Origin of the sequence: Streptomyces sp. R44 (assembly GCF_041053105.1) — a bacterium.
Lineage (GTDB): Bacteria > Actinomycetota > Actinomycetes > Streptomycetales > Streptomycetaceae > Streptomyces.
The window spans coordinates 5,257,643-5,279,391 of the sequence record NZ_CP163444.1; the positions used below are offsets into that span (position 1 = coordinate 5,257,643).

The 21,749-nt window shown below is 71.7% G+C and carries 22 protein-coding genes and 1 pseudogene; 11 read left to right on the top strand and 12 right to left on the bottom strand.

Annotated elements, in window-relative coordinates; genetic code table 11:
* The first annotated feature begins 29 nt into the window (after positions 1-29).
* From AB5J54_RS24595 to AB5J54_RS24605, 3 genes are all read left to right on the top strand, one after another.
* Positions 30-542: a phosphatase PAP2 family protein gene (locus tag AB5J54_RS24595; protein WP_369149446.1), complete on the top strand. Its 513-nt coding sequence runs from the start codon at positions 30-32 to the stop codon at positions 540-542.
* Complete coding sequence (locus tag AB5J54_RS24600; protein ID WP_369146066.1) at positions 539-1,486, top strand: decaprenyl-phosphate phosphoribosyltransferase; 948 nt, start codon at positions 539-541, stop codon at positions 1,484-1,486. The genes AB5J54_RS24595 and AB5J54_RS24600 overlap by 4 nt, the downstream gene beginning before the upstream one ends.
* Positions 1,487-1,563: 77 nt before the next feature.
* A complete protein-coding gene (locus AB5J54_RS24605) occupies positions 1,564-2,541 on the top strand; it encodes a YihY/virulence factor BrkB family protein (RefSeq protein ID WP_369146067.1) in 978 nt (325 codons plus the stop codon).
* On the opposite strand, the pseudogene AB5J54_RS24610 reads toward AB5J54_RS24605, so the two are convergent.
* A pseudogene (locus AB5J54_RS24610) lies at positions 2,522-3,736 on the bottom strand (D-alanyl-D-alanine carboxypeptidase family protein); the annotation flags it as partial. The gene AB5J54_RS24605 and the pseudogene AB5J54_RS24610 sit on opposite strands and share 20 nt — an antisense overlap.
* 109 nt (positions 3,737-3,845) lie before the next feature.
* Here AB5J54_RS24610 and AB5J54_RS24615 point away from each other — a divergent pair.
* The 3 genes from AB5J54_RS24615 (at position 3,846) to AB5J54_RS24625 (ending at position 7,087) form a co-directional block, all read left to right on the top strand.
* On the top strand, positions 3,846-4,091 hold the full coding sequence (locus AB5J54_RS24615; RefSeq protein ID WP_369146069.1) for an SCO4848 family membrane protein: 246 nt from the start codon (positions 3,846-3,848) through the stop codon (positions 4,089-4,091).
* An 18-nt stretch (positions 4,092-4,109) separates the two neighbouring features.
* Entirely contained in the window at positions 4,110-5,339 is a 1,230-nt protein-coding gene (locus AB5J54_RS24620) for a metallophosphoesterase (RefSeq protein WP_369146070.1), read from the top strand.
* Between the two features lie 194 nt (positions 5,340-5,533).
* The gene (locus AB5J54_RS24625) at positions 5,534-7,087 is read left to right on the top strand and encodes an ABC transporter substrate-binding protein (protein ID WP_369146071.1); all 1,554 of its coding nucleotides are present in this window, start codon (positions 5,534-5,536) and stop codon (positions 7,085-7,087) included.
* Positions 7,088-7,106: 19 nt separating this feature from the next.
* Here the strand turns inward: AB5J54_RS24625 and AB5J54_RS24630 are convergent, their stop codons facing one another.
* Genes AB5J54_RS24630 through AB5J54_RS24640 form a run of 3 tightly spaced genes read right to left on the bottom strand, consistent with a single transcriptional unit; the run spans position 7,107 to position 8,753 of the window.
* Entirely contained in the window at positions 7,107-7,850 is a 744-nt protein-coding gene (locus tag AB5J54_RS24630; RefSeq protein ID WP_369146072.1) for a TetR family transcriptional regulator, read from the bottom strand.
* 10 nt (positions 7,851-7,860) lie between these two features.
* Positions 7,861-8,283, bottom strand: a complete 423-nt coding sequence (locus tag AB5J54_RS24635; protein ID WP_369146073.1) for a thiol-disulfide oxidoreductase DCC family protein — start codon at positions 8,281-8,283, stop codon at positions 7,861-7,863.
* Positions 8,284-8,318: 35 nt separating this feature from the next.
* On the bottom strand, positions 8,319-8,753 hold the full coding sequence (locus AB5J54_RS24640) for a hypothetical protein (RefSeq protein ID WP_369146074.1): 435 nt from the start codon (positions 8,751-8,753) through the stop codon (positions 8,319-8,321).
* A 137-nt stretch (positions 8,754-8,890) separates the two neighbouring features.
* On the opposite strand from AB5J54_RS24640, the gene AB5J54_RS24645 reads away from it, so the two are divergent.
* Positions 8,891-9,682, top strand: a complete 792-nt coding sequence (locus AB5J54_RS24645) for an alpha/beta fold hydrolase (RefSeq protein ID WP_369146075.1) — start codon at positions 8,891-8,893, stop codon at positions 9,680-9,682.
* Here the strand turns inward: AB5J54_RS24645 and AB5J54_RS24650 are convergent.
* Positions 9,657-12,167: a DUF4132 domain-containing protein gene (locus AB5J54_RS24650; RefSeq protein ID WP_369146076.1), complete on the bottom strand. Its 2,511-nt coding sequence runs from the start codon at positions 12,165-12,167 to the stop codon at positions 9,657-9,659. The two genes, AB5J54_RS24645 and AB5J54_RS24650, sit on opposite strands and share 26 nt — an antisense overlap.
* Before the next feature lie 37 nt (positions 12,168-12,204).
* On the bottom strand, positions 12,205-13,431 hold the full coding sequence (locus AB5J54_RS24655) for an MFS transporter (protein WP_369146077.1): 1,227 nt from the start codon (positions 13,429-13,431) through the stop codon (positions 12,205-12,207).
* A gap of 85 nt (positions 13,432-13,516) precedes the next feature.
* Between AB5J54_RS24655 and AB5J54_RS24660 the strand changes: the two genes are divergently transcribed.
* Together AB5J54_RS24660 and AB5J54_RS24665 are read left to right on the top strand one after the other, a co-directional pair.
* Entirely contained in the window at positions 13,517-14,062 is a 546-nt protein-coding gene (locus AB5J54_RS24660; RefSeq protein ID WP_369146078.1) for a MarR family winged helix-turn-helix transcriptional regulator, read from the top strand.
* A gap of 37 nt (positions 14,063-14,099) precedes the next feature.
* Positions 14,100-14,396, top strand: a complete 297-nt coding sequence (locus AB5J54_RS24665; RefSeq protein ID WP_369146079.1) for a hypothetical protein — start codon at positions 14,100-14,102, stop codon at positions 14,394-14,396.
* 10 nt (positions 14,397-14,406) lie between these two features.
* Here the strand turns inward: AB5J54_RS24665 and AB5J54_RS24670 are convergent, their stop codons facing one another.
* From AB5J54_RS24670 to AB5J54_RS24695, 6 genes are all read right to left on the bottom strand, one after another.
* On the bottom strand, positions 14,407-14,949 hold the full coding sequence (locus AB5J54_RS24670; protein ID WP_369146080.1) for a hypothetical protein: 543 nt from the start codon (positions 14,947-14,949) through the stop codon (positions 14,407-14,409).
* Positions 14,950-15,030: 81 nt separating this feature from the next.
* Positions 15,031-15,789, bottom strand: a complete 759-nt coding sequence (locus tag AB5J54_RS24675) for a succinate dehydrogenase iron-sulfur subunit (RefSeq protein ID WP_041130880.1) — start codon at positions 15,787-15,789, stop codon at positions 15,031-15,033.
* Positions 15,789-17,543, bottom strand: a complete 1,755-nt coding sequence (sdhA, locus tag AB5J54_RS24680; RefSeq protein WP_369146081.1) for a succinate dehydrogenase flavoprotein subunit — start codon at positions 17,541-17,543, stop codon at positions 15,789-15,791. The genes AB5J54_RS24675 and sdhA overlap by 1 nt, the downstream gene beginning before the upstream one ends.
* Before the next feature lie 25 nt (positions 17,544-17,568).
* Positions 17,569-18,048 carry a succinate dehydrogenase hydrophobic membrane anchor subunit gene (locus tag AB5J54_RS24685; RefSeq protein ID WP_366040856.1) on the bottom strand — a complete coding sequence of 160 codons (480 nt, stop codon included), beginning with the start codon at positions 18,046-18,048 and terminating at the stop codon, positions 17,569-17,571.
* Between the two features lie 8 nt (positions 18,049-18,056).
* Positions 18,057-18,437 carry a succinate dehydrogenase, cytochrome b556 subunit gene (gene sdhC, locus AB5J54_RS24690; RefSeq protein WP_015035721.1) on the bottom strand — a complete coding sequence of 127 codons (381 nt, stop codon included), beginning with the start codon at positions 18,435-18,437 and terminating at the stop codon, positions 18,057-18,059.
* Positions 18,438-18,629: 192 nt separating this feature from the next.
* Positions 18,630-19,121, bottom strand: a complete 492-nt coding sequence (locus AB5J54_RS24695; RefSeq protein WP_369149447.1) for a 2-oxo-4-hydroxy-4-carboxy-5-ureidoimidazoline decarboxylase — start codon at positions 19,119-19,121, stop codon at positions 18,630-18,632.
* Between the two features lie 242 nt (positions 19,122-19,363).
* On the opposite strand from AB5J54_RS24695, the gene AB5J54_RS24700 reads away from it, so the two are divergent.
* Positions 19,364-20,977 carry a glycoside hydrolase family 20 protein gene (locus AB5J54_RS24700; protein ID WP_369146082.1) on the top strand — a complete coding sequence of 538 codons (1,614 nt, stop codon included), beginning with the start codon at positions 19,364-19,366 and terminating at the stop codon, positions 20,975-20,977.
* A 99-nt stretch (positions 20,978-21,076) separates the two neighbouring features.
* On the top strand, positions 21,077-21,706 hold the full coding sequence (locus AB5J54_RS24705) for a DUF4328 domain-containing protein (RefSeq protein WP_369146083.1): 630 nt from the start codon (positions 21,077-21,079) through the stop codon (positions 21,704-21,706).
* The last annotated feature ends 43 nt before the right edge of the window (positions 21,707-21,749 follow it).

The window sequence follows — 21,749 nt, forward strand, 5'->3', positions numbered from 1 at the left end:
AGCCGCCTTGGCTCCTCGTCGAGCGCCGGGTGCTCGCCGCGCTGCGGGAATGCGGGCATCGGCCGCGGGTGGCCGTCGCCGCCCGTGGGCTCTCCCTCAGCGGCGAGCACGGCGCCCTCTGGCTGGCCGCCGGGCTCGCGGCCGCCGCCCTCGACCCGCCGCGCCGGCGCGACTGGCTGCGCGGTACCGCCCTCGTCGCCACCGCGCACCTGGCCAGCATGGGCGTCAAGCGGCTCGTACGGCGGCCCCGGCCGGCCCCGGGCACGTACGAGCCCCTGGTCCGTACAGCCGGCCGCCACTCCTTCCCCAGCTCCCACGCCACCTCCGCCGCCGCCGCGGTCGTCGCCTTCGGCGTGCTCCATCCGACCGCCGGCCGGCTCGCCGCCCCCGTGGCCGGCGCGATGTGCCTCTCCCGTCTGGTCGCCGGCGTCCACTACCCGAGCGACGTCGCCGTCGGCGCCCTGCTCGGCGCCGCCACGGCCGCCGCCGGTCGACGTCTCCTCGTCGCCCCCACGCGCGCGCGTGGCGAGGGGCTCTCGTGAGCGAGCGGGCCGGGGCCGCCGTCCTCGAAGCCCCCGCCGTCGTCCAGCACACGCCCGCGCCCACACGCGGTGGGCGGCTGCTCGGGCTCGTCCGGACCGCCCGGCCCCGGCAGTGGGTCAAGAACGTCCTCGTCCTCGCCGCCCCCGCCGCCGCCGGACGCCTCGGCTCCTGGCAGACCGGCGCCCGGCTCGCCCTCGTCTTCGCCCTCTTCACGGCCGCCGCCTCCGCCGTCTACCTCCTCAACGACGCCCGTGACGCCGAGGCCGACCGCGCCCACCCCGCCAAGTGCCGCCGCCCCGTGGCCTCGGGACAGGTGTCCGCGGCTCTCGCCGCCGGCACCGGCATCGTCCTCGGCCTCGGGTCCGCCGTCGCCGCCGCGTTCCTGTGCGGCCCGCTGACCGCCGCCCTGCTCGTCGCGTACCTCGCCATGCAGGTCGCGTACTGCGTCCGCCTCAAGCACGTCCTCGTCGTCGACCTCGCCGTCGTCGCCACCGGCTTCCTCATGCGGGCGATGATCGGCGGGGTCGCGCTCGGCATCCCGCTCTCCCGCTGGTTCCTCATCACGACCGGGTTCGGCGCGCTCTTCATGGTCGCCGCCAAGCGGTACTCCGAGGCCGTCCAGATGGAGGGCACCGACGGCGCCACGCGCGCGCTGCTCACCCAGTACACGACGGGGTACCTCCGGTTCGTCTGGCAGCTCGCGGCCGGCACCGCCGTCCTCGGCTACTGCCTGTGGGCCCTGGAGGCGGGCCCGGTGGAGACGTCCCTGCCGTGGCGTCAGCTCTCCGTCGGCGCCTTCGTCCTCGGGGTCCTGCGGTACGCCGTCTTCGCCGACCGCGGCGCGGCGGGCGCGCCCGAGGACGTCGTGCTGCGCGACCGGCCGCTCGCCGTCATCGGCCTCGCATGGGCCGCGCTGTACGGGATGTCGGTCGCGGGTCTGTGAGCCCCGGCAGGGGATTCTCGTCACCGGGGCATCCGACCACCCGGGTGATCCGACGGCGCGAGGAGTAGACGTACGACATGGACTGGCTGAGCAAGCTCCCCGTCATCGGCCCGTGGGTGACCCGCCTCATGCGGACCCACGCCTGGCACGCGTACGAGACCCTCGACGAGGCGCACTGGACGCGGCTCGCCGCCGCGATCACCTTCGTCTCCTTCATCGCCCTCTTCCCGCTGATCACGGTCGCCGCCGCGATCGGCGCCGCGCTCCTCACGCCGGATCAGCTCGACACGATCGAGAAGAAGATCAGCGACCAGGTGCCCGGCATCTCCGACCAGCTCGACATCGCCGGGCTCGTCGCCAACGCCGGCACCATCGGGCTCGTCGCCGGCATCGTCCTCCTCGTCACCGGCGTCAGCTGGATCGGCTCCATGCGCGAGTGCCTGCGTGCCGTCTGGGGACTGGACGCCGTCGAGGGCAACCCGTTCCTGCTCAAGGGCAAGGACGGGCTGATCCTCCTCGGCCTCGGCGGCGTCGCGGTCGCCTCGCTCGCCGCGTCCTGGCTCGGCTCCACCGCCGTCGGCTGGAGCGCCGACCGGATCGGCATCTCCAGCGGGGGCGCGGGCGGCGTACTGCTCCAGGCGGCCGCCGTCCTCGTCGCCGTCGTCGCCGACTTCCTGATCCTGCTGTACGTGCTCACGCTGCTGCCGGGCGTCGAACCGCGCCGCCGCGACCTGGTGGTGGCGGCGCTGATGGGCGCGGTCGGCTTCGAGCTGCTGAAGCTGCTGCTCGGCGGCTACATGAGGGGGGTCGCGGCGAAGTCGATGTACGGGGCGTTCGGCGTGCCGGTCGCCCTGCTCCTCTGGATCAACTTCACCGCGAAGCTGCTGCTGTTCTGCGCGGCGTGGACGGTCACGGAGCCGGGTCGGAGGAAGACGGAGACGACGACCCCGGACGGTCAGGAGTCCCCTGAGGGTCCTCGGACTCCCGAGTCTCCGGAAGGTCCTCGGAACGGCGGCGCCGCGCAGCCCCCGCGGCCAGCGGCCAGCGGCGGTTGACCAGGAAGACGGCCGCGGCCAGGAGGACCAGGACGCCGCCCGCCACGCCCAGGGCGATCCCGATCCCGCCGGACTTCTGGGCGGCCGACGCGTGGGCGGGCTCCTTCGGGGCGTTCTTGCCGGGTGCCGGCGCCGTCCCGTCGTCGGGGGTGGCGGACGCCGTGCGCTCCGAGCGCGGCGGCACCAGTTCACCGACCGGCGTCACCTTCCCGGCGGCCGCGAAGCCCCAGTCGAGCAGCCGGGCGGCCTCCAGGTAGACCGCGTGCTGCTCCTTCGAGGAGGGGTTCATGACGGTGACGAGCAGGACCCTGCCGTTGCGCTCGGCGACACCCGTGAAGGTCGCGCCCGCGTGCGTCGTGTTGCCGTTCTTGACCCCGGCGATGCCCTGGTACGGGGCGACGCCGATGTCACCGGTGAGCAGCCGGTTGGTGTTCTGGATCTCGAAGGTCTCGCGCTTCTTGCCCGGCTTGGCCTCGCCGGGGAAGGCGGCGCGGGGCGTGGCGGCGTACTCGCGGAAGTCCTCCTTCCGCATGCCGTTGCGGGCGATGAGCGTCAGGTCGTACGCGGAGGAGACCTGGCGCGGGGCGTCGTAGCCGTCCGGGGAGACCACGTAGGTGTCGAGGGCCTGGAGGTCGGCCGCGTGGTCGTTCATGTCCGCGACGGTCCGGCTGAGACCGCCGTTCATGCTGGTCAGCACGTGGACGGCGTCGTTGCCGGAGCGGAGGAAGACCCCGAGCCACAGATCGCGGACGCTGTAGGTCTGCTTCTCCTTGATGCCGACCAGGCTGGAGCCCGCCCCGATGCCGGCCAGGTCCTGGTTGGTGACCAGGTGGTTCTCCGTCTTGTTGGGGAACTTCGGCAGCAGGGTGTCCGCGAAGAGCATCTTCAGCGTGGAGGCCGGGGCGAGCCGCCAGTGCGCGTTGTGCGCGGCGAGGATCTGGCCGCTCTCCGCGTCCGCGACGATCCAGGAACGGCCCGACAGCTCCTTCGGCAGCACCGGGGCACCGGGCAGCAGCTGCACCTGCGTCCCCGGCTTGCCGAGCTGCGCACCGCCGACACCGGACATCACGGCGGGAGGCTTGGGCTGCTTGTCCTTCCCGTCCTTTCCGTCCGCGTGGGCCGCGGGCGCGGCGGTGACGAGCGGCAGGAACACGGCAGCGGCGACCGCCCAAGCGGTCTTCTTCGAAGCAGACACGGTCGAGAACGTACAGGTACGCACGACCGACACGAACCCCGGCAGGCGGTTCAGCCGCGCTCGTCCACCCGGAAGCGGGGGCCATGGGACGGACGGTGATACTGGGGTCATGAAGCTCAGCCGCCGTGTCTCCTGGTTCCTGCTCGCGTTCGGCATGTGGTCCTGGTTCATCTGGGTCACTTTCGTCAAGAACCTCTGGAACGACGGGAGCGGCCTCGCCTTCGACGACGCGGGCGACCCGACGGCCTACTTCTGGGTTCATCTGCTGCTTGCCGTCACGTCCTTTGTCCTGGGGACGGTGATCGGCGTGATCGGGTTGCGCGGGGTGCGCGCCGCGCGCCGCGCGGACGCCTAGAAGAGGGGTTCCGGGGGCGTGGTCGTCTTTCTGCTGGTCCTGGTCGTGGTGCTCGCGCTGCTCGGGACGGTGCACTGGTACGTGTGGCGGCGTCTGGTGCGCGACGTCACGGCGCCCGGCGGGCTGCCGCGCCGGCTCGGTACGGCCGCCGTCGTGGCCCTGCCGCTGCTCTCGATCGCCGCCCTGGTCTCCTCGCGGGCCGGCGCGCCCTTCGCGCTCCAGCAGGCGGTCGCCTGGCCCGGCTTCCTCTGGCTCGCCGTGCTCCTGTACCTGGTCCTGGCGCTGCTGGCCGGCGAGGCCGTCCGGCCGCTCCTGCACGCCTGGCTGCGCCGCCGTGCGGCGGAGCCCGTGGCCGCCCCCGTACCCGTACCCACGTCCGTGACGGCGGCCGCCGAGCAGCCCGAGCCCGCGGCCCTCGGCCCCTCCCGTCGTCTCTTCGTCTCCCGGGTCGTCGCCGGGTCCGCTGCCGCCGTCGCCGTCGGGACCGTCGGGTACGGCACGTACGGGGTGCTGCGCGGGCCCCGGGTCAAGCGGGTCACCGTCCCGCTCGCCAAGATCCCGCGCGCCGCGCACGGTTACCGGATCGCGGTCGTGTCCGACATCCACCTCGGGCCGATCCTGGGCCGCGCCCACACCCAGCGGATCGTGGACTCGATCAACGCCGCCCAGCCCGATCTGATCGCGGTCGTCGGCGACCTCGTCGACGGCACCGTCGAGAACCTCGGCCCGGCCGCCGAGCCGCTCGCCCGGCTCCGCGCCCGGCACGGCTCCTTCTTCGTGACCGGCAACCACGAGTACTTCTCGGGCGCCGACGCCTGGGTCGACCACGTCCGGGAACTCGGCCTGCACCCGCTGCGCAACGCGCGCGTGGAGATCCCGGCCGGCTTCGACCTCGCCGGCGTCGACGACGTCGCGGGGGAGAGCGAGGGCCGGGGCCCCGACTTCGGGCGGGCCCTCGGCGACCGCGACCGGGCCCGCGCCGCGGTGCTCCTCGCGCACCAGCCGATCGTCATCCACGACGCCGTACGCCACGGGGTGGATCTGCAGCTCTCCGGCCACACCCACGGCGGCCAGCTCTGGCCCGGCAACTACCTCGCCGAACTGGCCAATCCGACCGTCGCCGGGCTCGAACGGTACGGGGACACCCAGCTGTACGTCTCCCGGGGCGCGGGTGCCTGGGGGCCGCCGGTGCGGGTGGGGGCGCCCTCCGACATCACGATCGTCGAACTCGCCTCGAAACAGGCCTGAACGGAACGTGTCACTCCCCGCGCCGGAGTCGATACGTGCTGCTCATCGGCTTAAATTCTCATATCCCGGACATATACCTGTGGTGTGAAAGTTTTCTCTTCCACTTGTGAAACCCGTGTGATGGGATGCAGCCATCGCGACGTTTCCGGGGGCCGTCGCATCAGGGGTGGTATCCAAAAAAAGGAAGCACGGCAATGCGGTCGACGGTCCGTCTGCGGATCCTCATCACTTGTGGAGTACTGGTGGCCGCCGGAGTGGGGGGCTGGCAACTCCTGCCCTCCGACGGCGAGCGGACCGACCCGATCACCGTCGGCACCACCGACGAGGTGACCTCGCTCGACCCGGCCGGCGCCTACGACGCCGGCTCCTGGGCCATGTACAGCAACGTCTTCCAGTCGCTGCTGACGTTCAAGCCGGGCCTCAGCCAGCCGGTCCCGGACGCCGCCGAGAGCTGCAAGTTCGTGGGCACCAGGCTCACCACGTACCAGTGCACGCTCCGCGACGACCTGACCTTCGCCAGCGGTCGCAAGATCACCGCCGAGGACGTCAAGTACTCCTTCGAGCGCATGCTGCGCATCAAGACGGACGTCGGCCCGCAGCCGCTCTTCCCGACCCTGAAGAACGTCTCGGCCGAGGGCCGTACGGTCACCTTCCACCTGAGCGGCCGTGACGCCACGTTCCCGCTGAAGGTGGCCACGGGCGCCGGCTCGATCGTGGACAAGGACCAGTACCCGGCCGACAGGCTGCGCACGGGCACCGCGGTCGACGGCTCGGGGCCGTACCTCCTCAAGGAGTACAAGGAGGGCGAGTCCGCCCGCCTGGAGCCCAACCCCCGGTACAAGGGCGCCGTCAGCAAGGCCGGCCACACGGTCCTCGTGAAGTACTTCGGCCAGTCCGAGGACCTCGCCAAGGCCTGGAAGGCGAAGGAGGTCCAGGTGACGCACCGCCAGCTGCCGCCGGCCTTCCTCTCCACCCTGGACACCAAGGACGGGACCCGCGTCACCGAGGCGGAGAGCGCCGAGATCCGCAACCTCAACTTCAACGTCCGGCCCGGCTCGCCCATGGCGGACAAGGCCGTACGGCAGGCCGTCGCCGCCGTCCTCGACCGCCCGGCGATCACCACGGGCGCCTACAAGGGCACGGTCGAGCCGCTGTACTCCCTCATCCCGCAGGGCTTCGTCGGCCACAGCACCGCCTTCTTCGACGTCTACCCGCAGCCGGACGCGAAGAAGGCCAAGGGCCTCCTGAGGGCGGCCGGGGTCAAGACGCCGGTGAAGTTCACGTACGGCTTCCGCAAGGACGCCACCTACGCCGCCGAGGCCGCCGAGGTCAAGCGGCAGCTGGAGGAGACCGGCCTCTTCGAGGTCAAGGTCGTCGAGGCCGACTGGCAGAGCTTCCAGAAGGGTTACGCGAAGGGCAGCTACGACGCCTACCCCGTCGGCTGGCTCCCCGACTTCCCCGACTCCGACAGCTTCACCGCGCCGCTCGTCGGCACCGCGAACACCCTGCACAACGGCTTCTCCAGCAAGCGGATCGACAGCCTGATCTCCTCGACGCAGCAGTACAGCGACCGGGCCAGGGCGACGAACGACTTCAAGGAGATCCAGGACGAGGTCGCCTCCGACGTCCCGCTCGTCCCGCTGTGGCAGAAGAAGGACTACGTCCTGTCCACGGAGGCGGTCGCCGGCTCCCAGTACCTGACGGACGGCACGGGCATCTGGCGCCTGTGGGAGCTCAGCTGGATCTGAGGATCCCTCGGGAGGCCTCTTACGAGGCCTCCTGCGGCTTCGCGCTCGTCTTCTTCTCGGGCTTGCCCGAGGCCGCCATTCCGGCCGCCGTCGGCATGAAGTCGGAGAGCAGTTCGTGCGTCTCCTTGACCAGCGGACGCAGGATCCGGAAGCGGGAGAGCGAGATCGCGCGGGCGGTGACCGGCGCGAGGCGCTCCACCAGGCGCCGGCTGTTCGCCGCGCCCTCCGAGCGGTCGTACACCCAGAACAGCACGAGGCCCATCTGCTGGAGCCACAGCAACCGCGGGAGCGCTTCCCTCAGTTCGGGGTCGACCTTGACCGTGGCTCCGGAGATGACCCGCCGGTGCACCTCGATCGCCGCCTCGCGCGGGCCCTCCGACTCGGGGGAGAAGGGGCTGAGCGGGCTGTCCGGGTCGGCGGCGTTCTTGAAGAACTGGGCCGCGAACTCGTGGTACGGCTCCGCGATGTCGAGCCAGCCGAGGTAGACCCCGCGGATCCGGGCGGTGAGGTCCTTCTCGGGGCCGGTCAGGATGGGCTCGACGGCCGCCTGGTGCTCCTCGGCGATCCGGTCGTAGAAGCCCTGGACGAGGTGCTCCTTGGAGGAGAAGTAGTAGTACGCGTTGCCGACGGAGACCCCGGCCTCCTGGGCGATGGCCCGCATCGTCGTCTTGTCGTAACCGCGCTCCTTGAACAGCCGGAGCGCGGTTTCGAGGATGAGCGTGCGGGTCTGCTCGCTCTTGGGGGCCTTCTTCTCTTCCGTCACGGACCCGAGCCTAACCGGGCGGACCTGGCGCCTCGCAGCGCCCGTCGCCGCACCGCCCGTCCCCGCCGTGGCCGTCCTCCTGTCCCGGCCCCTTGAGGGCCTCGCGCCATTTCGCGGCCGCCAGGACGGTCATCCGGGCGAAGGGCTGTCCGGCGGGGGTGGAGAGCCAATGGGCCTTGGCCCGGTGGTCGGCCAGGGCCCAGAGGCAGACGATCCAGGCGGAGGTCTCCCGGTAGACCTGGCCCCGGTCCCCGATCACGGTGATCTCCCGCAGGGTCGCGGCGTGGTCGAGGGCCGGGAAGAGGCGCCGTGCCTGCTGCGATCCCGCGGGTACGAGGTCGAGCGGGACGAGCTGCCGCTGGCGCAGCAGCCAGTGCCTGAGGTGCACGCAGAGCGGGCAGTCGGCGTCGTACAGCACGGTCAGGCGTCCCACGGGGGTCGTGGGCCTCGCCGGGGCCGGCGCCACGGTCAGGCCTGGGGCGCGGGCGGGGCCCAGGGGCCGCCCTTGGGGTTCGCGGTCCAGCCCTGCGGGCCGACCGGGGGCACCTGCTCGCGCTCCATGACCCCGCGGCGGCGGATCTTGTTGAGCACGTACACGTTCCCGAGGTGCATGACGCCGAGGACGAGCAGGACCACTCCGAGCTTGACGGAGAGGGCCTCGAAGAGTGCCCGGGCGTCGATGACGGCGGCGTCCTGGCTCAGGTAGAGGGCGACGAAGCCGAAGTTGACGAGGTAGAAGCCGACCACGAGGAGGTGGTTGACGGCGTCCGCGAGCTTCTCGTTCCCGTGCAGGACGTCGGAGAGGAAGATCCTTCCGTTGCGGCTGAGCGTGCGGGCGACCCAGATGGTGAGGGCCACGCTGATCAGCAGGTAGACGATGTACGCGACGACAGTGAGGTCCATGCCCCACCCTCCCTTGAACGCGTTCAAAAGCTGGCAGTCATGACTGTAGACCTCCTCTTGAACGTGTTCAAGTCAGTTGGTGGCGGGGGTTCTGTTCGGGGTGGCCAGGCAGGAGCCCGGCGCTTAGGGTCGGGCGGGTGACGCTCTCTCATGACCTGGCCGGCACCGGCCCCTCGACCGTCGTCCTGCTGCACTCCGGGGTCTGCGACCGCCGGATGTGGGACGGGCAGTTCCACGCGCTGGCCGAGGCGGGACACCGTGTCGTCCGCTGCGACCTCCGCGGCTTCGGCGACAGCCCGATCGACGCCCCGCACACCCACGCCGAGGACGTACGCGCCCTCCTCGACCACCTCGGCGCCGAGCGCGCCGCCGTCGTCGGCTCCTCCTTCGGCGGCCGCGTCGCCCTCGAACTCGCCGCCCTCCACCCCGGCCGCGTCTCCGCCCTCGCGCTCCTGGGCCCCGCGATGCCCGGCATGGCGCCGAGCCCGGAGCTGCGCGCCTGGGGCGCCCGCGAGGACGCGCTCATCGAGGCGGGCGACCTCGACGCCGCCGTCGAGCTCAACGTCGACACCTGGCTGGGCCCCGAGGCCCCGGAGGCCGCCCGCGCCCTCGTACGGGACGGGCAGCGGCGCGCCTTCGACCTCCAGCTCGCCGCCCCCGAGGAGCACCACCCCGTCCCCGCCGAGGTCACCCGGGACGACCTCGCCCGGATCCAGGCCCCCGCCCTCGTCGCCGCCGGCGCCCACGACCTGGCCGACTTCCGGGCCGTCGCCGACGAGCTCGGAAAGCTCCTGCCCGCCGCGCGCCGCGTCGACCTCGACTGGGCCGGCCACCTCCCCGCCCTGGAACGCCCCGACGAGACGGCCCGGCTGCTGCTCTCCTTCCTGGCCGAGGTCTCCGAGCTCAGCCCCGGCGTATCTGCGCGGTGATCGTCGCGTCGGTGATCCGGTCGTCGGCGGCGAGCAGCAGCGCCTTCGACAGGATCACCGACAGCAGTCCGCCGTCCTCCTCGAACGGCAGGAACACCTTCCCCCGGTCCCGGGAACGGTCGGTCACGATGCACAGATAGCTGTCGTCCGGCTCCATCAGCACGTTCCCCGAGCCCAGATGGATCCGGTACGCTCGCAGCTCGCCCCGCACCCGCAGGAACCGGTCGGTCAGCTCCACCCGGTCCGCGATCCGGGTCCGGGGCAGCAGCCGGGCCAGCGTCTCGCGCCGGATCAGCGCCGACTCCGTGAGCTCACCGAACGACCAGCTCTCCCAGTACCCGTCGTACGCCCGGTCCTCCCCGCGGTCCCGCCAGTTCGGATCCGCCCCGATCGACGCCACCCCCACGAACAGGTCGACGTCCCGCAGCGCCTCCGAGAGCACCAGCGCCGGTACGCCGGCGAGCGCGACCGCCTCCCAGGCGCCCCGCGCCCCCGTCCTCCTCTCGAACCGCACCTGGTCCGTGGAGCAGAGCCGGGCCACCCCGTCCCGGCTCGCGCCCTCGTCGACCAGCTCCACGAAGAACCGGGCCCGCCAGCGCGCCCCCTCGCCGGCCGGCAGCTCGCCCGGGGCGGGCAGCTCCTTCACCAGCTCCGAGGACCAGCCGTCCGAGAAGTACCCCAGGTGGTTCCCGGTCCAGCCGCGCTCGGTCATCAGGGCCCGCGCCTGCCCGTACCGCAGGACGTGCCCCGCGAAACGGTTGGAGTACGAGCCGGTCACGAGCTCCGCCGGAGTCAGCGGGTACACCTCGCGGAACACCTGCTTGAACGGCTGGCGCTCCTCCCGCTCCGTCACCGCCGTCCGCCAGGCGGAGACCTCCTCGCCGCCGGCCCGCAGCGGATGCCACAGCCGCAGCCGGGCGCCCGGACCGACCGGACGCGCCGTCCCGTCCTCGGCCGCGAGGGCCCAGCCGCCGCCGGTGCGCTCCGGCAGGCCCGCCGTCCACGGCTCCTCGACATCCTCCGTGACCTCCCAGAGCAGGGCGCGGGCCAGTACCCCCGTCACCGGATGGTCGACGTAGTACCGCTGCCAGTCCGCCGCAGACCAGGTCGTCCCCGCCGCGAGGTGCTCCTCAAGGCGCGACCGCTCGGCGGCGACCAGCGCCTTCAGCTCCTTGACCCCGGCCCTGACCTCCTTCAACTCCTCGGCACGCGCCTCCCGGACCGCCTTCGGCGCCGTCTTCAGGAGCCTCCCCTCCGGGCCCCTGAACGACAGCGCGACCGTGCCCGGCTCCCGTAGCGACAGCTCCGCCGTGTACGCCCCGAGCGGCACCTCCCGGACCCCGCGCCCGTCCAGACCGAGCGTGGCGACCCCGCGCTCGCGGAGCATCGACGGGGTGAGCCCGGCGCGGGCGGCGACCGCCTCCAGGGCCTTGGTGATGCCCTTGTTCACCGTCCGGTTCTTCACCGACCTCGGCAGCCGCCCCAGCCACTGCACGGCCTCCTCGCCCCGGGCGCCCCCGCACTCCCCGAGCACCGCGACGGCGGTCGTGGCCAGCGGCTGACTGCGGCAGCTGCCGCCGGAGCCGCCGAGACCGGTCCCCGCGTGGCGCGCGACGGCCCCCACCGCCGGCACCACCCAGTCGGCGTCGATGTCGAGCGCCGCCCACAACAGCCCGCGGACCAGGTCCGTGTTGGGCCCGCTCGTGAGCCCCCAGGAACTCATGGACCAGGGACCGAGATCGCTCAGCCGGTGCTCCTCCTGCGCGAGGAACCCCTCCAGGAGACACCGCACCACCACCGGCCCCCGCTCGGCCCCGGCGAGGAGCTCGGCGGACCGGCGCCGCCAGACCCGGGTGGCGCGCGGCTTGTCGAGCAGGGCGCAGTGCCCGAGGAACTCCGCCACGCCCGCCCCCGCGAGCAGCTCCCCGTGCAGGCCCCGCATCGCCGGCCCGTAGTCGTCGAGCGAGTCGAGCAGCCGGCGGGGGAGCCGACCGGGCACCACCACCGGCTCGCGGTCCAGGAGCGCGTCGATCCTGCCCCGTATCCCGTCGTACCGCGCGCCGCGGTGGTAGACGGTGTCCCGTTCCGTCATGAGCCGGAGCGCCCGCAGCCGCGTCCGGTCGAACTCGCCGCCCCGCGAGGCCACCTGGCCGGCCGCCGCGAGCGCGATCGGGACGACGTCGAAGAAGTCCTCCCGCACCTCGTGCGGGGCTCCCTCGGCGTCCTTGCCGACCAGTTGGGCGAGGAGCAGATCGGACTCCTGCTCCGTCCAGTCCAACTCCCTTTCGACCAGCTCCGCGAGGGCCGCCGAGGCCGCCTCCTGGTACGCCGGACGGAACGCCAGGCGCTGGAGCAGGGGCGCGCACGCCCGCAGCCCCGCGGTGTCGAGCCCGTCCATGAACTGCTCGACCGGGCCCCGCCCTTCGGCGCGCTCGCGGCGCATCGCCTCCATCAGCCCGTCGTGCGGGCTCGTGATCCCCACCATGCCCACGACGGTAGAGGACCCCACTGACAGCGCAGCGCTAGGCGACGAACCGCCTCACGCCCGGCACCAGCGCCGTCCCCGCGCAGCACCCGCCGACCACCACCGCGGCGGCCAGCAGCGGTACTTCGGGGCCCCAGGCCGAGGCCGCGAGCGGGGCCAGGGCGTAGCCCAGGGGCATCGCGGCGAGGGAGAGCAGCCAGTCGTACGAGGTGACCCGGGCGAGCGCGTGCTCGGGCACCGCGCGCTGGACGGCGGTCTGCCACACGGGGGACAGGAAGCCGAGTCCCGCCTGCGCTAGCCCGTACGCCGCGATCGTCAGCGGCGCGGGGGCGGCGAGCGCGAGCAGGACCAGCGGCAGCGCGTAGGTGGCGAGGCCGAGGTTCGCGGTCAGGACCGGGCGGCGGGGGTTGACCCGGTCGGCGAGCAGCGCCCCGAGGAGGAAGCCGACGGCGCCGACCTGGAGGAGGATGACCCAGGTGGTGGCGCCGCCGAGCCGCTGCACGGCGATCGCGGGCCCGAGGGTCATCAGGACGGCGGCGGCGCCGTTCCAGGCGCTGTGGCCGACGAGGCTGGTCCAGTACCAGTCCCGGGAGCGGACCTCCTGCCAGCCCTCGGCGAGGTCGGCGCGGAGCGAACGGCGCGGGATCGGGACGCGCTTCACCCGTACGGCCGTCAGGAGCAGGGCGCTGACGGCGAAGGTGGCCGCGTCCAGGACGAACGCCCAGCCGGGGCCCACGGTCAGGACGAGGGTGCCGGCGAGCGCGGGTCCGGCGAGGCGGCTGCCGCTCTGGGCGACGCTCATGGCGGCGTTGGCCCGGTGCAGCGACTCCGCCTCCACCGTGCCCTTCACCAGGGGCGAGCCGGTCGGCATGGCGAAGGCTCCGGCCGCCCCGCCGAGGGCCTCGGCGACCGCGAGGACGGCGAGGCTGGGGGTGCCGCCGAGCAGCTGGACGCCGACGACGAGCTGGGTGGCGCAGCGTACGAGATCGGTGGTGAGCGCGACCGTACGGGCGTCGAAACGGTCCCCGACGACGCCTCCCACCGGCAGCAGGAGCAGCTTGGGGACCATCGCGCAGCCGAGGACCAGGGCGAGCGCCGAGGTGGAGCCGGTGGCCTCCAGGACGGCGAGGGCCAGGGCGGCGGGGATGGCGGCGTCGCCGAGGAGGGAGAGGGCGCGTCCGGTGAAGAGGAGGCGGAAGGAGCGGGTGCGCAGGGGGTGGGGGACGGGCGGGGGCGCGACGGGGCGCTGGGAGGCGGTGGCCATGGACCGCAGAGTATTTCGGCACCGAATAATTCGTCAACGAAATACTTCTCGTGAGAAGAGTGCCCCGCCGACGTACGATCACCCCATGGCGCACCCCGAGGAACCGCAGGAACCGCAGGAACCGCGCGACTGGACCGACGACCACGTCGCCCGCTGGCAGCCCGTCCTGCCCGGCCTCGACCCCGTCATCGAAGGCGCGGTCACCCGGATGAAGAAGCTCTCGGTCCATCTGCGCCGGGTCAGGGAGCAGTCCCTCGTCGACTTCGACCTGGAGCGCCACGAGTTCGACACCCTCCACAAGCTCGCGGGCCGCGGCGGCAGCGCCGCCCCCTCCGAACTCGCCCAGGACCTCGACCTGGCCCCCGCCTCCGTCTCCGGGCGCCTCGACGTCCTGGAGAAGCGCGGCTTCGTCCGCCGCACCCCGTCCACGACCGACCGGCGCCGGGTCGTCGTCGAACTCACCGCGTCCGGCCGGGAGACCTGGCTCGGCGCGATGGACGTCCTCGGCCACGAGGAGTACCGGCTGCTCGGTGTCCTCGGCCCCGAGGAGCGCGTCCTGCTCAACGACCTGCTGCGCCGGATCATGGTCGAGGCCGAGGCGGGCGGCCCCGCCCAGGGCTGGCACGCCTGACGGGGCGCTGTCAGTGGCCGTCCCTACGCTGCTCGGCATGGGAACGGTGACCTTCGTCGACGAGACGACCTCGGGGGGCCGCACGGCCGGCCCCCGCCTGCCCGTCACGGAAGAACGGCTCACCCTGCGGGAGCTGATCCGCCGCCGGGTCGCCCACGAGGCGGCCGCCGCCGACGCCGAAGCGGCCTTCGCCCGGGCCGTCGAGGCCTTCGGGCGCAACGGCTTCCTGGTCCTGGTGGGCGACCGTCAGATCGAGGAGCTCGACGAGACGGTGACGGTGGGTCCGGAGACCGAGGTCGTCTTCCTCAGACTCGTTCCCCTGGTCGGCGGCTGAACGACCTCCGTCACATGCTCAGCGAGCGCGCGTAGTTGAGCTGCCCCATCACCCACTGGAAGGTGTCCGGCCCGGTCGCCGGGATCATCGTCGAGTGGTGGCGCCCGCCGCTGGTGACCGTGACCTGGATGAAGCCGGTCGTGGTCTTCTCCTTCATCAGCAGGAACAGCAGGCCGAGCAGGCAGAAGATGAAGAAGATCACGGCGAGGACGATCGCCACGGTCGGCATCTTCTCCTCGGTCCGCGACATGTCCATCGCGTTCCACACGGCGCCCTTGAGGGGCATGTTCCCGGCCGGCGTGATGATCTGGTCGCCGACCACGGTGATGTCACCGAGGCTCAGCACCGGCGCCCCGCCGCCCGCCGGCGCGTGCTGCGGCGGCACCGGCACGCCGCCCGGCAGGGTCGGCTGGTAGGGCGGCGGCGTCTGCGGGTACCCGTACGCCGGTGCCCCGGGCGCCGCGTCCTGCGGATACCCGTAGGCCGGCGTCCCGCCCTGCTGCCCCGGCCCCCACTTGTACTCACCCTCCGCGTAAGGGTTCGGCTCGCTCATCAGTCCCCGTCCTCCACAAAGAAAAAAGCCCGCTCCTGCACGCCGCAGCGTACAGAAGCGGGCTTCCCGCCGTACCAGTGGTCAGAAACGACGCGTGATCAGCGCGCGCTTCACTTCCTGGATGGCCTTGGTGACCTCGATGCCACGCGGGCACGCGTCGGTGCAGTTGAACGTCGTGCGGCAGCGCCACACGCCGTCCTTGTCGTTCAGGATCTCCAGGCGCTGCTCGCCCGCCTCGTCACGCGAGTCGAAGATGAAGCGGTGCGCGTTGACGATCGCGGCCGGACCGAAGTACTGGCCGTCGTTCCAGAAGACCGGGCAGGACGACGTGCACGCGGCGCACAGGATGCACTTCGTGGTGTCGTCGAAGCGCTCGCGGTCCTCGGCGGACTGCAGACGCTCGCGCGTCGGCTCGTTGCCCTTGGTGACCAGGAACGGCATGACGTCCCGGTACGCCTGGAAGAACGGCTCCATGTCGACCACGAGGTCCTTGAGGACCGTGAGGCCCTTGATGGCCTCGACCGTGATCGGCTTCTCCGGGTTGATGTCCTTGATCAGCGTCTTGCAGGCGAGCCTGTTCTTGCCGTTGATCCGCATCGCGTCGGAGCCGCAGATGCCGTGCGCGCAGGAGCGACGGAAGGTCAGCGTGCCGTCGACGTCCCACTTGATCTTGTGAAGGGCGTCGAGGACACGCTCCTTCGGGTCGATCTCGATCTGGAAGTCCTCCCAGACCGCGGCGTCCGAGACCTCGGGGTTGAAGCGCCGGATGCGCATCGTGACCGTGATGTACGGGGAGGCGGCGGACTCCGCCTCGACCTTGTCCAGTACGGGGGTAGCCATCAGTACTTACGCTCCATCGGCTGGTAGCGGGTCGTCACGACCGGCTTGTAGTCGAGACGGACGGTCTCGGAGCCGTCCTCGCCGACCTCGCGGTACGCCATGGTGTGGCGCATGAAGTTGACGTCGTCGCGGTTCGGGTAGTCCTCGCGGTAGTGACCGCCGCGGGACTCCTTGCGCGCCAGGGCCGAGACGGCCATGACCTCGGCCAGTTCGAGCAGGTTGCCCAGCTCGATGGCCTCCAGGAGGTCCGTGTTGAAGCGCTTGCCCTTGTCCTGGATGGACACGTTCTCGTAGCGCTCGCGCAGCTCGGCGATCTTCTCGACGGCCGTCTTGATGGTCTGCTCCGTGCGGAACACCATCACGTTGGCGTCCATCGTCTCCTGGAGCTCACGGCGCAGGTCGGCGACCCGCTCGTTGCCCGTGGAGTTGCGCAGCTTCTCGATCTGCGCGACGACGAGCGCCTCGGGGTTCTCCGGCAGCTCGACGTAGTCGTGCTTCGCGGAGTACTCGGCGGCGGCGATGCCGGAGCGCTTGCCGAAGACGTTGATGTCGAGCAGCGAGTTGGTGCCGAGGCGGTTGGCGCCGTGCACCGACACGCAGGCGACCTCGCCGGCCGCGTACAGGCCCGGGACGACGGTGGTGTTGTCCGAGAGGACCTCACCCTCGACGTTCGTCGGGATGCCGCCCATGGCGTAGTGCGCGGTGGGCTGGATCGGGATCGGGTCCGTGTACGGCTCGATGCCGAGGTACGTACGGGCGAACTCGGTGATGTCCGGGAGCTTGGCGTCGAGCTGCTCCGGCGGAAGGTGCGTCAGGTCCAGGTAGACGTGGTCGCCCTCGGGACCGCAGCCGCGGCCCTCGCGGATCTCCGTGTAGATGGAGCGGGAGACGACGTCACGGGACGCGAGGTCCTTCATGACCGGCGCGTACTTCTCCATGAAGCGCTCGCCGTCCTTGTTGCGGAGGATGCCGCCCTCACCACGGGCGCCCTCCGTCAGCAGGATGCCCATGCGCCAGATGCCCGTCGGGTGGAACTGGAAGAACTCCATGTCCTCCAGGGGCAGACCGCGGCGGTAGCAGGCGGCCTGGCCGTCACCGGTCAGGGTGTGCGCGTTGGAGGTCACCTTGAAGAACTTGCCGGTGCCGCCGGAGGCGTAGATCACGGCCTTCGCCTGGAAGATGTGGATCTCGCCGGTGGCCAGCTCGTAGGCGACGACGCCCGCGGAGTGCTTGACCCCGTCGACCTCGGTGATCAGCTGGTCCAGGACGTAGAACTCGTTGAAGAACTCCACGCCCTCCTTGACGCAGTTCTGGTACAGCGTCTGGAGGATCATGTGGCCGGTGCGGTCCGCGGCGTAGCAGGACCGGCGGACCGGGGCCTCGCCGTGGTTGCGGGAGTGACCGCCGAAGCGGCGCTGGTCGATCGTCCCGTTGGGCGTCCGGTTGAACGGCAGGCCCATCTTCTCCAGGTCGAGGACGGCGTCGATGGCCTCCTTCGCCAGGATCTCGGCGGCGTCCTGGTCGACCAGGTAGTCACCGCCCTTGACCGTGTCGAAGGTGTGCCACTCCCAGTTGTCCTCCTCCACGTTCGCCAGCGCGGCGGCCATGCCGCCCTGCGCGGCGCCCGTGTGGGAGCGGGTGGGGTAGAGCTTCGTCAGGACGGCGGTGCGGCTGCGCTTCGTCGACTCGATGGCGGCGCGCATGCCGGCGCCGCCGGCGCCGACGATGACGGTGTCGTACTTGTGGATCTTCATGACGTGGATTACCTCAGCCCCGTGCCTAGCGGATGTTCGGGTCGAAGGTGAAGATCACCAGCGTGCCCAGAAGGATGGTGAACACCGTGGCGGTGTACAGCAGGCCCTTGAGCCACAGGCGCGTGTTGGCCCGCTCCGCGTAGTCGTTGATGACCGTACGGAGACCGTTGGCGCCGTGCAGCATGGCGAGCCAGAGCATCAGCAGGTCCCAGACCTGCCAGAACGGGGACGCCCAGCGGCCGGCCACGAAGGCGAAGCCGACCTTGGTGACGCCGCCGTCCAGGAAGAGCTGGATCAGCAGGTGGCCGAGGACCAGGACGACGAGGACCACGCCCGAGAGGCGCATGAAGAGCCACGCGGCCATCTCGAAGTTGCCGCGGGTCGCGCGCGGGGTCTTGCCCGTGCGCTTGCGGGGGGCCTCGATGTACGGCGCGGGGTTGTCCACGTCGTAGTGCGCGCCGCCCTCGACGGGGCCGATCGCTGCGGAGGTCGTGTCAGCAGACATGAGTGGCGTCAGCTCCCGAACAGTTCACGTGCGGCGTGGCCGAGGACGGGGTACAGCGAGCCCGCCATCAGCACGACCCAGATGCCCACGACGGTCCAGAGCATCTGCTTCTGGTAGCGCGGGCCCTTGGACCAGAAGTCCACGGCGATGACCCGGAGGCCGTTCAGCGCGTGGAAGAGGATGGCGGCGACCAGGCCGTACTCCAGAAGAGCGACGATCGGCGTCTTGTAGGTCGCGACGACCTCGTCGTACGCCTCGGGGGAGACGCGGACGAGAGCGGTGTCCAGCACGTGTACGAACAGGAAGAAGAAGATGAGGACGCCGGTGACTCGATGAGCCACCCAGCTCCACATTCCTTCCCGGCCGCGGTACAGCGTTCCAGCCGGCACGGAAAAACCCTCCGGGAGCGGGGATCAGGGCCGGCCGGCTTCTCTGTCGGTCAGACCCGGCCGGGTACGGTCCACCGGCCCCGGTCATCGTAGCGACGACTTGTCGGTTCGCTCGCGCGGGGTCCATCGGTGTGATCAAACAGGCACGGACGGACTATCACACGGCCCCGAATCGCCGCATTTCGGACGAATTCACGGCGTGGTGACGCCGAAGGTGAGGCGGGCGCGGGCGAGCCGGCGGAGTTCGTCGGCGGCCACCACCCGCTCCTCCTCCGGTTCGTTGCCGAGACGTGACCGGATACCGGCCAGTACGCGGTCGAGACGCTCGTCGGGCCGGACTCCGTCCAGGCTGATCACGAACGCGTGCCCGAAGCGGCTCTCGTACGCGGCGTGCGCGGCGCCCAGCGCCATGAGGGCCGCCGGCGGGGCGTCGGGGTGCGGGGCGGCGGCGGACTCGGCGGCGAGCGCCTCGTCCAGCTCGGCCCGTGACAGGTCGTAGCAGGCCTCGTCCGCGGCGGCGAGCAGGGCGTCGAGCGTCGGGTAGGGGCGGTGCGCGCTCACCCGTTCGGCCCAGCGCCGACTCGCACAGCAATCGAACAGGAGTGCCTCCGCGGCCCCGGCCGACGCGGCGTTGAAGCGGACGAGCCCGGAGAGATGCCGGGCCGCGCCCTGCTGGGTAGGTATCGCAGGCGTGTCCGTGGAGCCCGGCTTCCGGCAGGGGGCGTGGGTGTCGCGGGTCAGCGTGGGCTCCGGTACTCCGGGACGGGCGGGGTGGGCGTGACGCAACGTTATCGACGGGATGAGGGAAGTGTCCGACGGATGCGCGAATTTCACCCGGAAGGGAGAGTTTCGGAACACATGATGGACGATCGGCTTCCGGCTCCGTCGACTGGTCGGACCCTCGTCCGTGGGGGAGGATCCGAGTGATGCGTTACTCCTTCCGGGGGCCTCGCCGGGGCCCCGCACTTCTGGCGACCGCGGTGGCACTGGCCACCGTGGCGGCCTGCTCGAACGGTTCTCCGTCAGGTCCGACCACCCCGGGCGCCTCCGCGAGCAGCGCGCCCACGAGCGCCGCGCCGACCACCCCGGCACCGAAACCGACGCCGACGAAGACCTACCCCCTCTCCACCGCGCCGCGCACCATCCCCTCCGTCAGTGCCCACGAGGCCGCCCGCGGTCCCGGCTGGAAGCCCGCGCCCACGGGCGGGGTCGTCCTCGCCGCGAACAGCGAGGCCCTCGCCGACGAGGGCCGGCTGATCGCGGGGGAGCTCGGCATCCCGTACCGCGGCGCCGCCGCGGCCGGACCCGGGGACGTGGAGCTGGCCGTGGGCGGGACGGGCGCCCCCGAGTCGTACACCCTGACGGTCCGCGACGGCCGCGTCCGGATCGCGGGCCCCGACGAGGCCGGCGTCTTCTACGGCACCCGCACCCTCAAGCAGTCGGTCAAGGCCACCGGCGCGATGCCCGAGGGGACCGTCACCGACCGGCCGGCGAAGCCGCAGCGCGGACTCAACGTCGACATCGCCCGCAAGCCCTTCACCGCCGCCTGGATCGAGGACCGCATCCGCGAGATGGGCGACCTCAAGCTCAACCAGCTCGGGCTGCACTTCTCCGACGACCAGGGCTTCCGGATCGAGTCCGCGAGCCACCCCGAGGTCGTCTCCGCGCAGCACCTCACCAAGGCCGAGGTCCGCCGGATCCTCGCCCTCGCGGCGAGCCGCCACGTCACGGTGATCCCCGAGATCGACTCCCCGGGGCACCTCGGCGCCGTCATCGCCGCCCACCCGAACCTCCAGCTGGTCAGCGCGAGCGGCCGGACCCCGCGCGGGGCCGTGGACATCTCCGACCCCGACTCGGCGCGGATCGTCGACGACCTGCTGCGCGAGTACGCCCAGCTGTTCCCCGGGGCCTGGTTCCACCTCGGCGCCGACGAGTACGTCGCCCTCATGTCGAAGAACCCCGAGGCGACCTACCCGCAGCTGGCGCGGGCCGCGCGCGCGAAGTACGGGCCCTCCGGCCGTGTCCAGGACCTCGCCACCGGCTGGCTGAACGACCGCGCGGCCGTCGTCCGGCCCGCCGGGAAGATCCCCAAGGCCTGGAACGACGGCTTCTTCACGGGCGGGGTGGCGACCGCGGCCAAGGACATCGAGGTCGAGTACTGGACGGGCAAGGAGATCGGCGCCCGGCAGCCCGTCTCGTACCTGGGCGCGGGCCGCAAGCTGGTCAACCTCAACGACCTGTACCTGTATTACGTCCTCGGCCAGCCCAACAAGTTCACGTACCCCACCGGCCGCCGGATCTACGAGGAGTGGACGCCGCTCGTCGTCCGCGGCCGGACCCCGGTGCCGGCGCGGTACGACTCCCAGATCCTCGGCGCCCGTTTCGCGGTCTGGGGCGACCTGCCGAGGGCCCAGACGCAGGCTCAGGTGGCAGCCGGTATCCGCCTCCCGCTCACGGCGCTCGCGCAGAAGCTCTGGGACCCGGCGAAACCGACGCTGACCTGGGAGCAGTTCAAGGCGCTCGCGGCGAAGGTGACCTGATTTTTGTCGTGGACGCGATCGGTCCGCATCGCGTACGTTCCCCCGGCGGCGGCCGAGCGGTCGCCGCACGTCCCTATGGGGGGGACCCACACCATGCGCATGCTCAAGAATCCGAACGGCCTGGCGCAGGCCGTCGTGGCCCTGCTCGCGGGCAACATCCTCTTCGACGTCGTGCTCGCCGGCATCGAAGCGAGTGAGCTGGGGGCCGACGACGCGGGCTACCCCGAATCCGCCTCCTTCGTGCCGGCCGACGGCGCCTACGTCCTGGCCGGCCTGGTGCACCTGGCGACCATCGTCGTCTTCATCATCTGGTTCCACCGGCTGCGGAACAACGCCGAGGTCTGGGCCTCCGACCTGCAGACCCGTACGCCGGCCTATGCCATCGGCGGCTGGTTCATCCCGATCGGCAACTTCTGGATCCCGCGGTCGGTCGCCGCGGAGATCTGGCGGGCCAGCCGCTGGGAGCCGTACGCGGCCGACGCCAAGGGGGAGCTGACGCTGCTCAACAGCTGGTGGGTGTGCTTCGTCGTCAGCGGCGTGACGGACTCGATCGCCGGGCGCCTGTACGAGGACGCCGCAACCGTCGAGGCCTGGGAGATCGCGATCGTCTGGTCCCTCGCGGGCTACGGCCTCAACCTCGTCACCGCCGTCCTCGCCATCCTCCTCGTCCGTCGTCTGACCTCTATGCAGCACGCCAAGGCCACTGGCATGATTCCGGCCGCGCAGTGACGAAAAAGCGCCCCCCGGCGCAGTAGTGGAAGTACTGCGTCCG

Bases quoted from the DNA above. Each gene is read 5' to 3' on its own strand.
- AB5J54_RS24650 (WP_369146076.1), bottom strand. From the start codon at position 12,167: ATGGTGGGGATCACGAGCCCGCACGACGGGCTGATGGAGGCGATGCGC.
- AB5J54_RS24670 (WP_369146080.1), bottom strand. From the start codon at position 14,949: ATGAGCGAGCCGAACCCTTACGCGGAGGGTGAGTACAAGTGGGGGCCG.
- AB5J54_RS24625 (WP_369146071.1), top strand. From the start codon at position 5,534: ATGCGGTCGACGGTCCGTCTGCGGATCCTCATCACTTGTGGAGTACTG.
- AB5J54_RS24665 (WP_369146079.1), top strand. From the start codon at position 14,100: ATGGGAACGGTGACCTTCGTCGACGAGACGACCTCGGGGGGCCGCACG.
- sdhA (WP_369146081.1), bottom strand. From the start codon at position 17,543: ATGAAGATCCACAAGTACGACACCGTCATCGTCGGCGCCGGCGGCGCC.
- AB5J54_RS24705 (WP_369146083.1), top strand. From the start codon at position 21,077: ATGCTCAAGAATCCGAACGGCCTGGCGCAGGCCGTCGTGGCCCTGCTC.
- AB5J54_RS24685 (WP_366040856.1), bottom strand. From the start codon at position 18,048: ATGTCTGCTGACACGACCTCCGCAGCGATCGGCCCCGTCGAGGGCGGC.
- AB5J54_RS24615 (WP_369146069.1), top strand. From the start codon at position 3,846: ATGAAGCTCAGCCGCCGTGTCTCCTGGTTCCTGCTCGCGTTCGGCATG.
- AB5J54_RS24660 (WP_369146078.1), top strand. From the start codon at position 13,517: ATGGCGCACCCCGAGGAACCGCAGGAACCGCAGGAACCGCGCGACTGG.
- AB5J54_RS24655 (WP_369146077.1), bottom strand. From the start codon at position 13,431: ATGGCCACCGCCTCCCAGCGCCCCGTCGCGCCCCCGCCCGTCCCCCAC.
- AB5J54_RS24605 (WP_369146067.1), top strand. From the start codon at position 1,564: ATGGACTGGCTGAGCAAGCTCCCCGTCATCGGCCCGTGGGTGACCCGC.
- AB5J54_RS24675 (WP_041130880.1), bottom strand. From the start codon at position 15,789: ATGGCTACCCCCGTACTGGACAAGGTCGAGGCGGAGTCCGCCGCCTCC.
- AB5J54_RS24640 (WP_369146074.1), bottom strand. From the start codon at position 8,753: ATGGACCTCACTGTCGTCGCGTACATCGTCTACCTGCTGATCAGCGTG.
- AB5J54_RS24700 (WP_369146082.1), top strand. From the start codon at position 19,364: ATGCGTTACTCCTTCCGGGGGCCTCGCCGGGGCCCCGCACTTCTGGCG.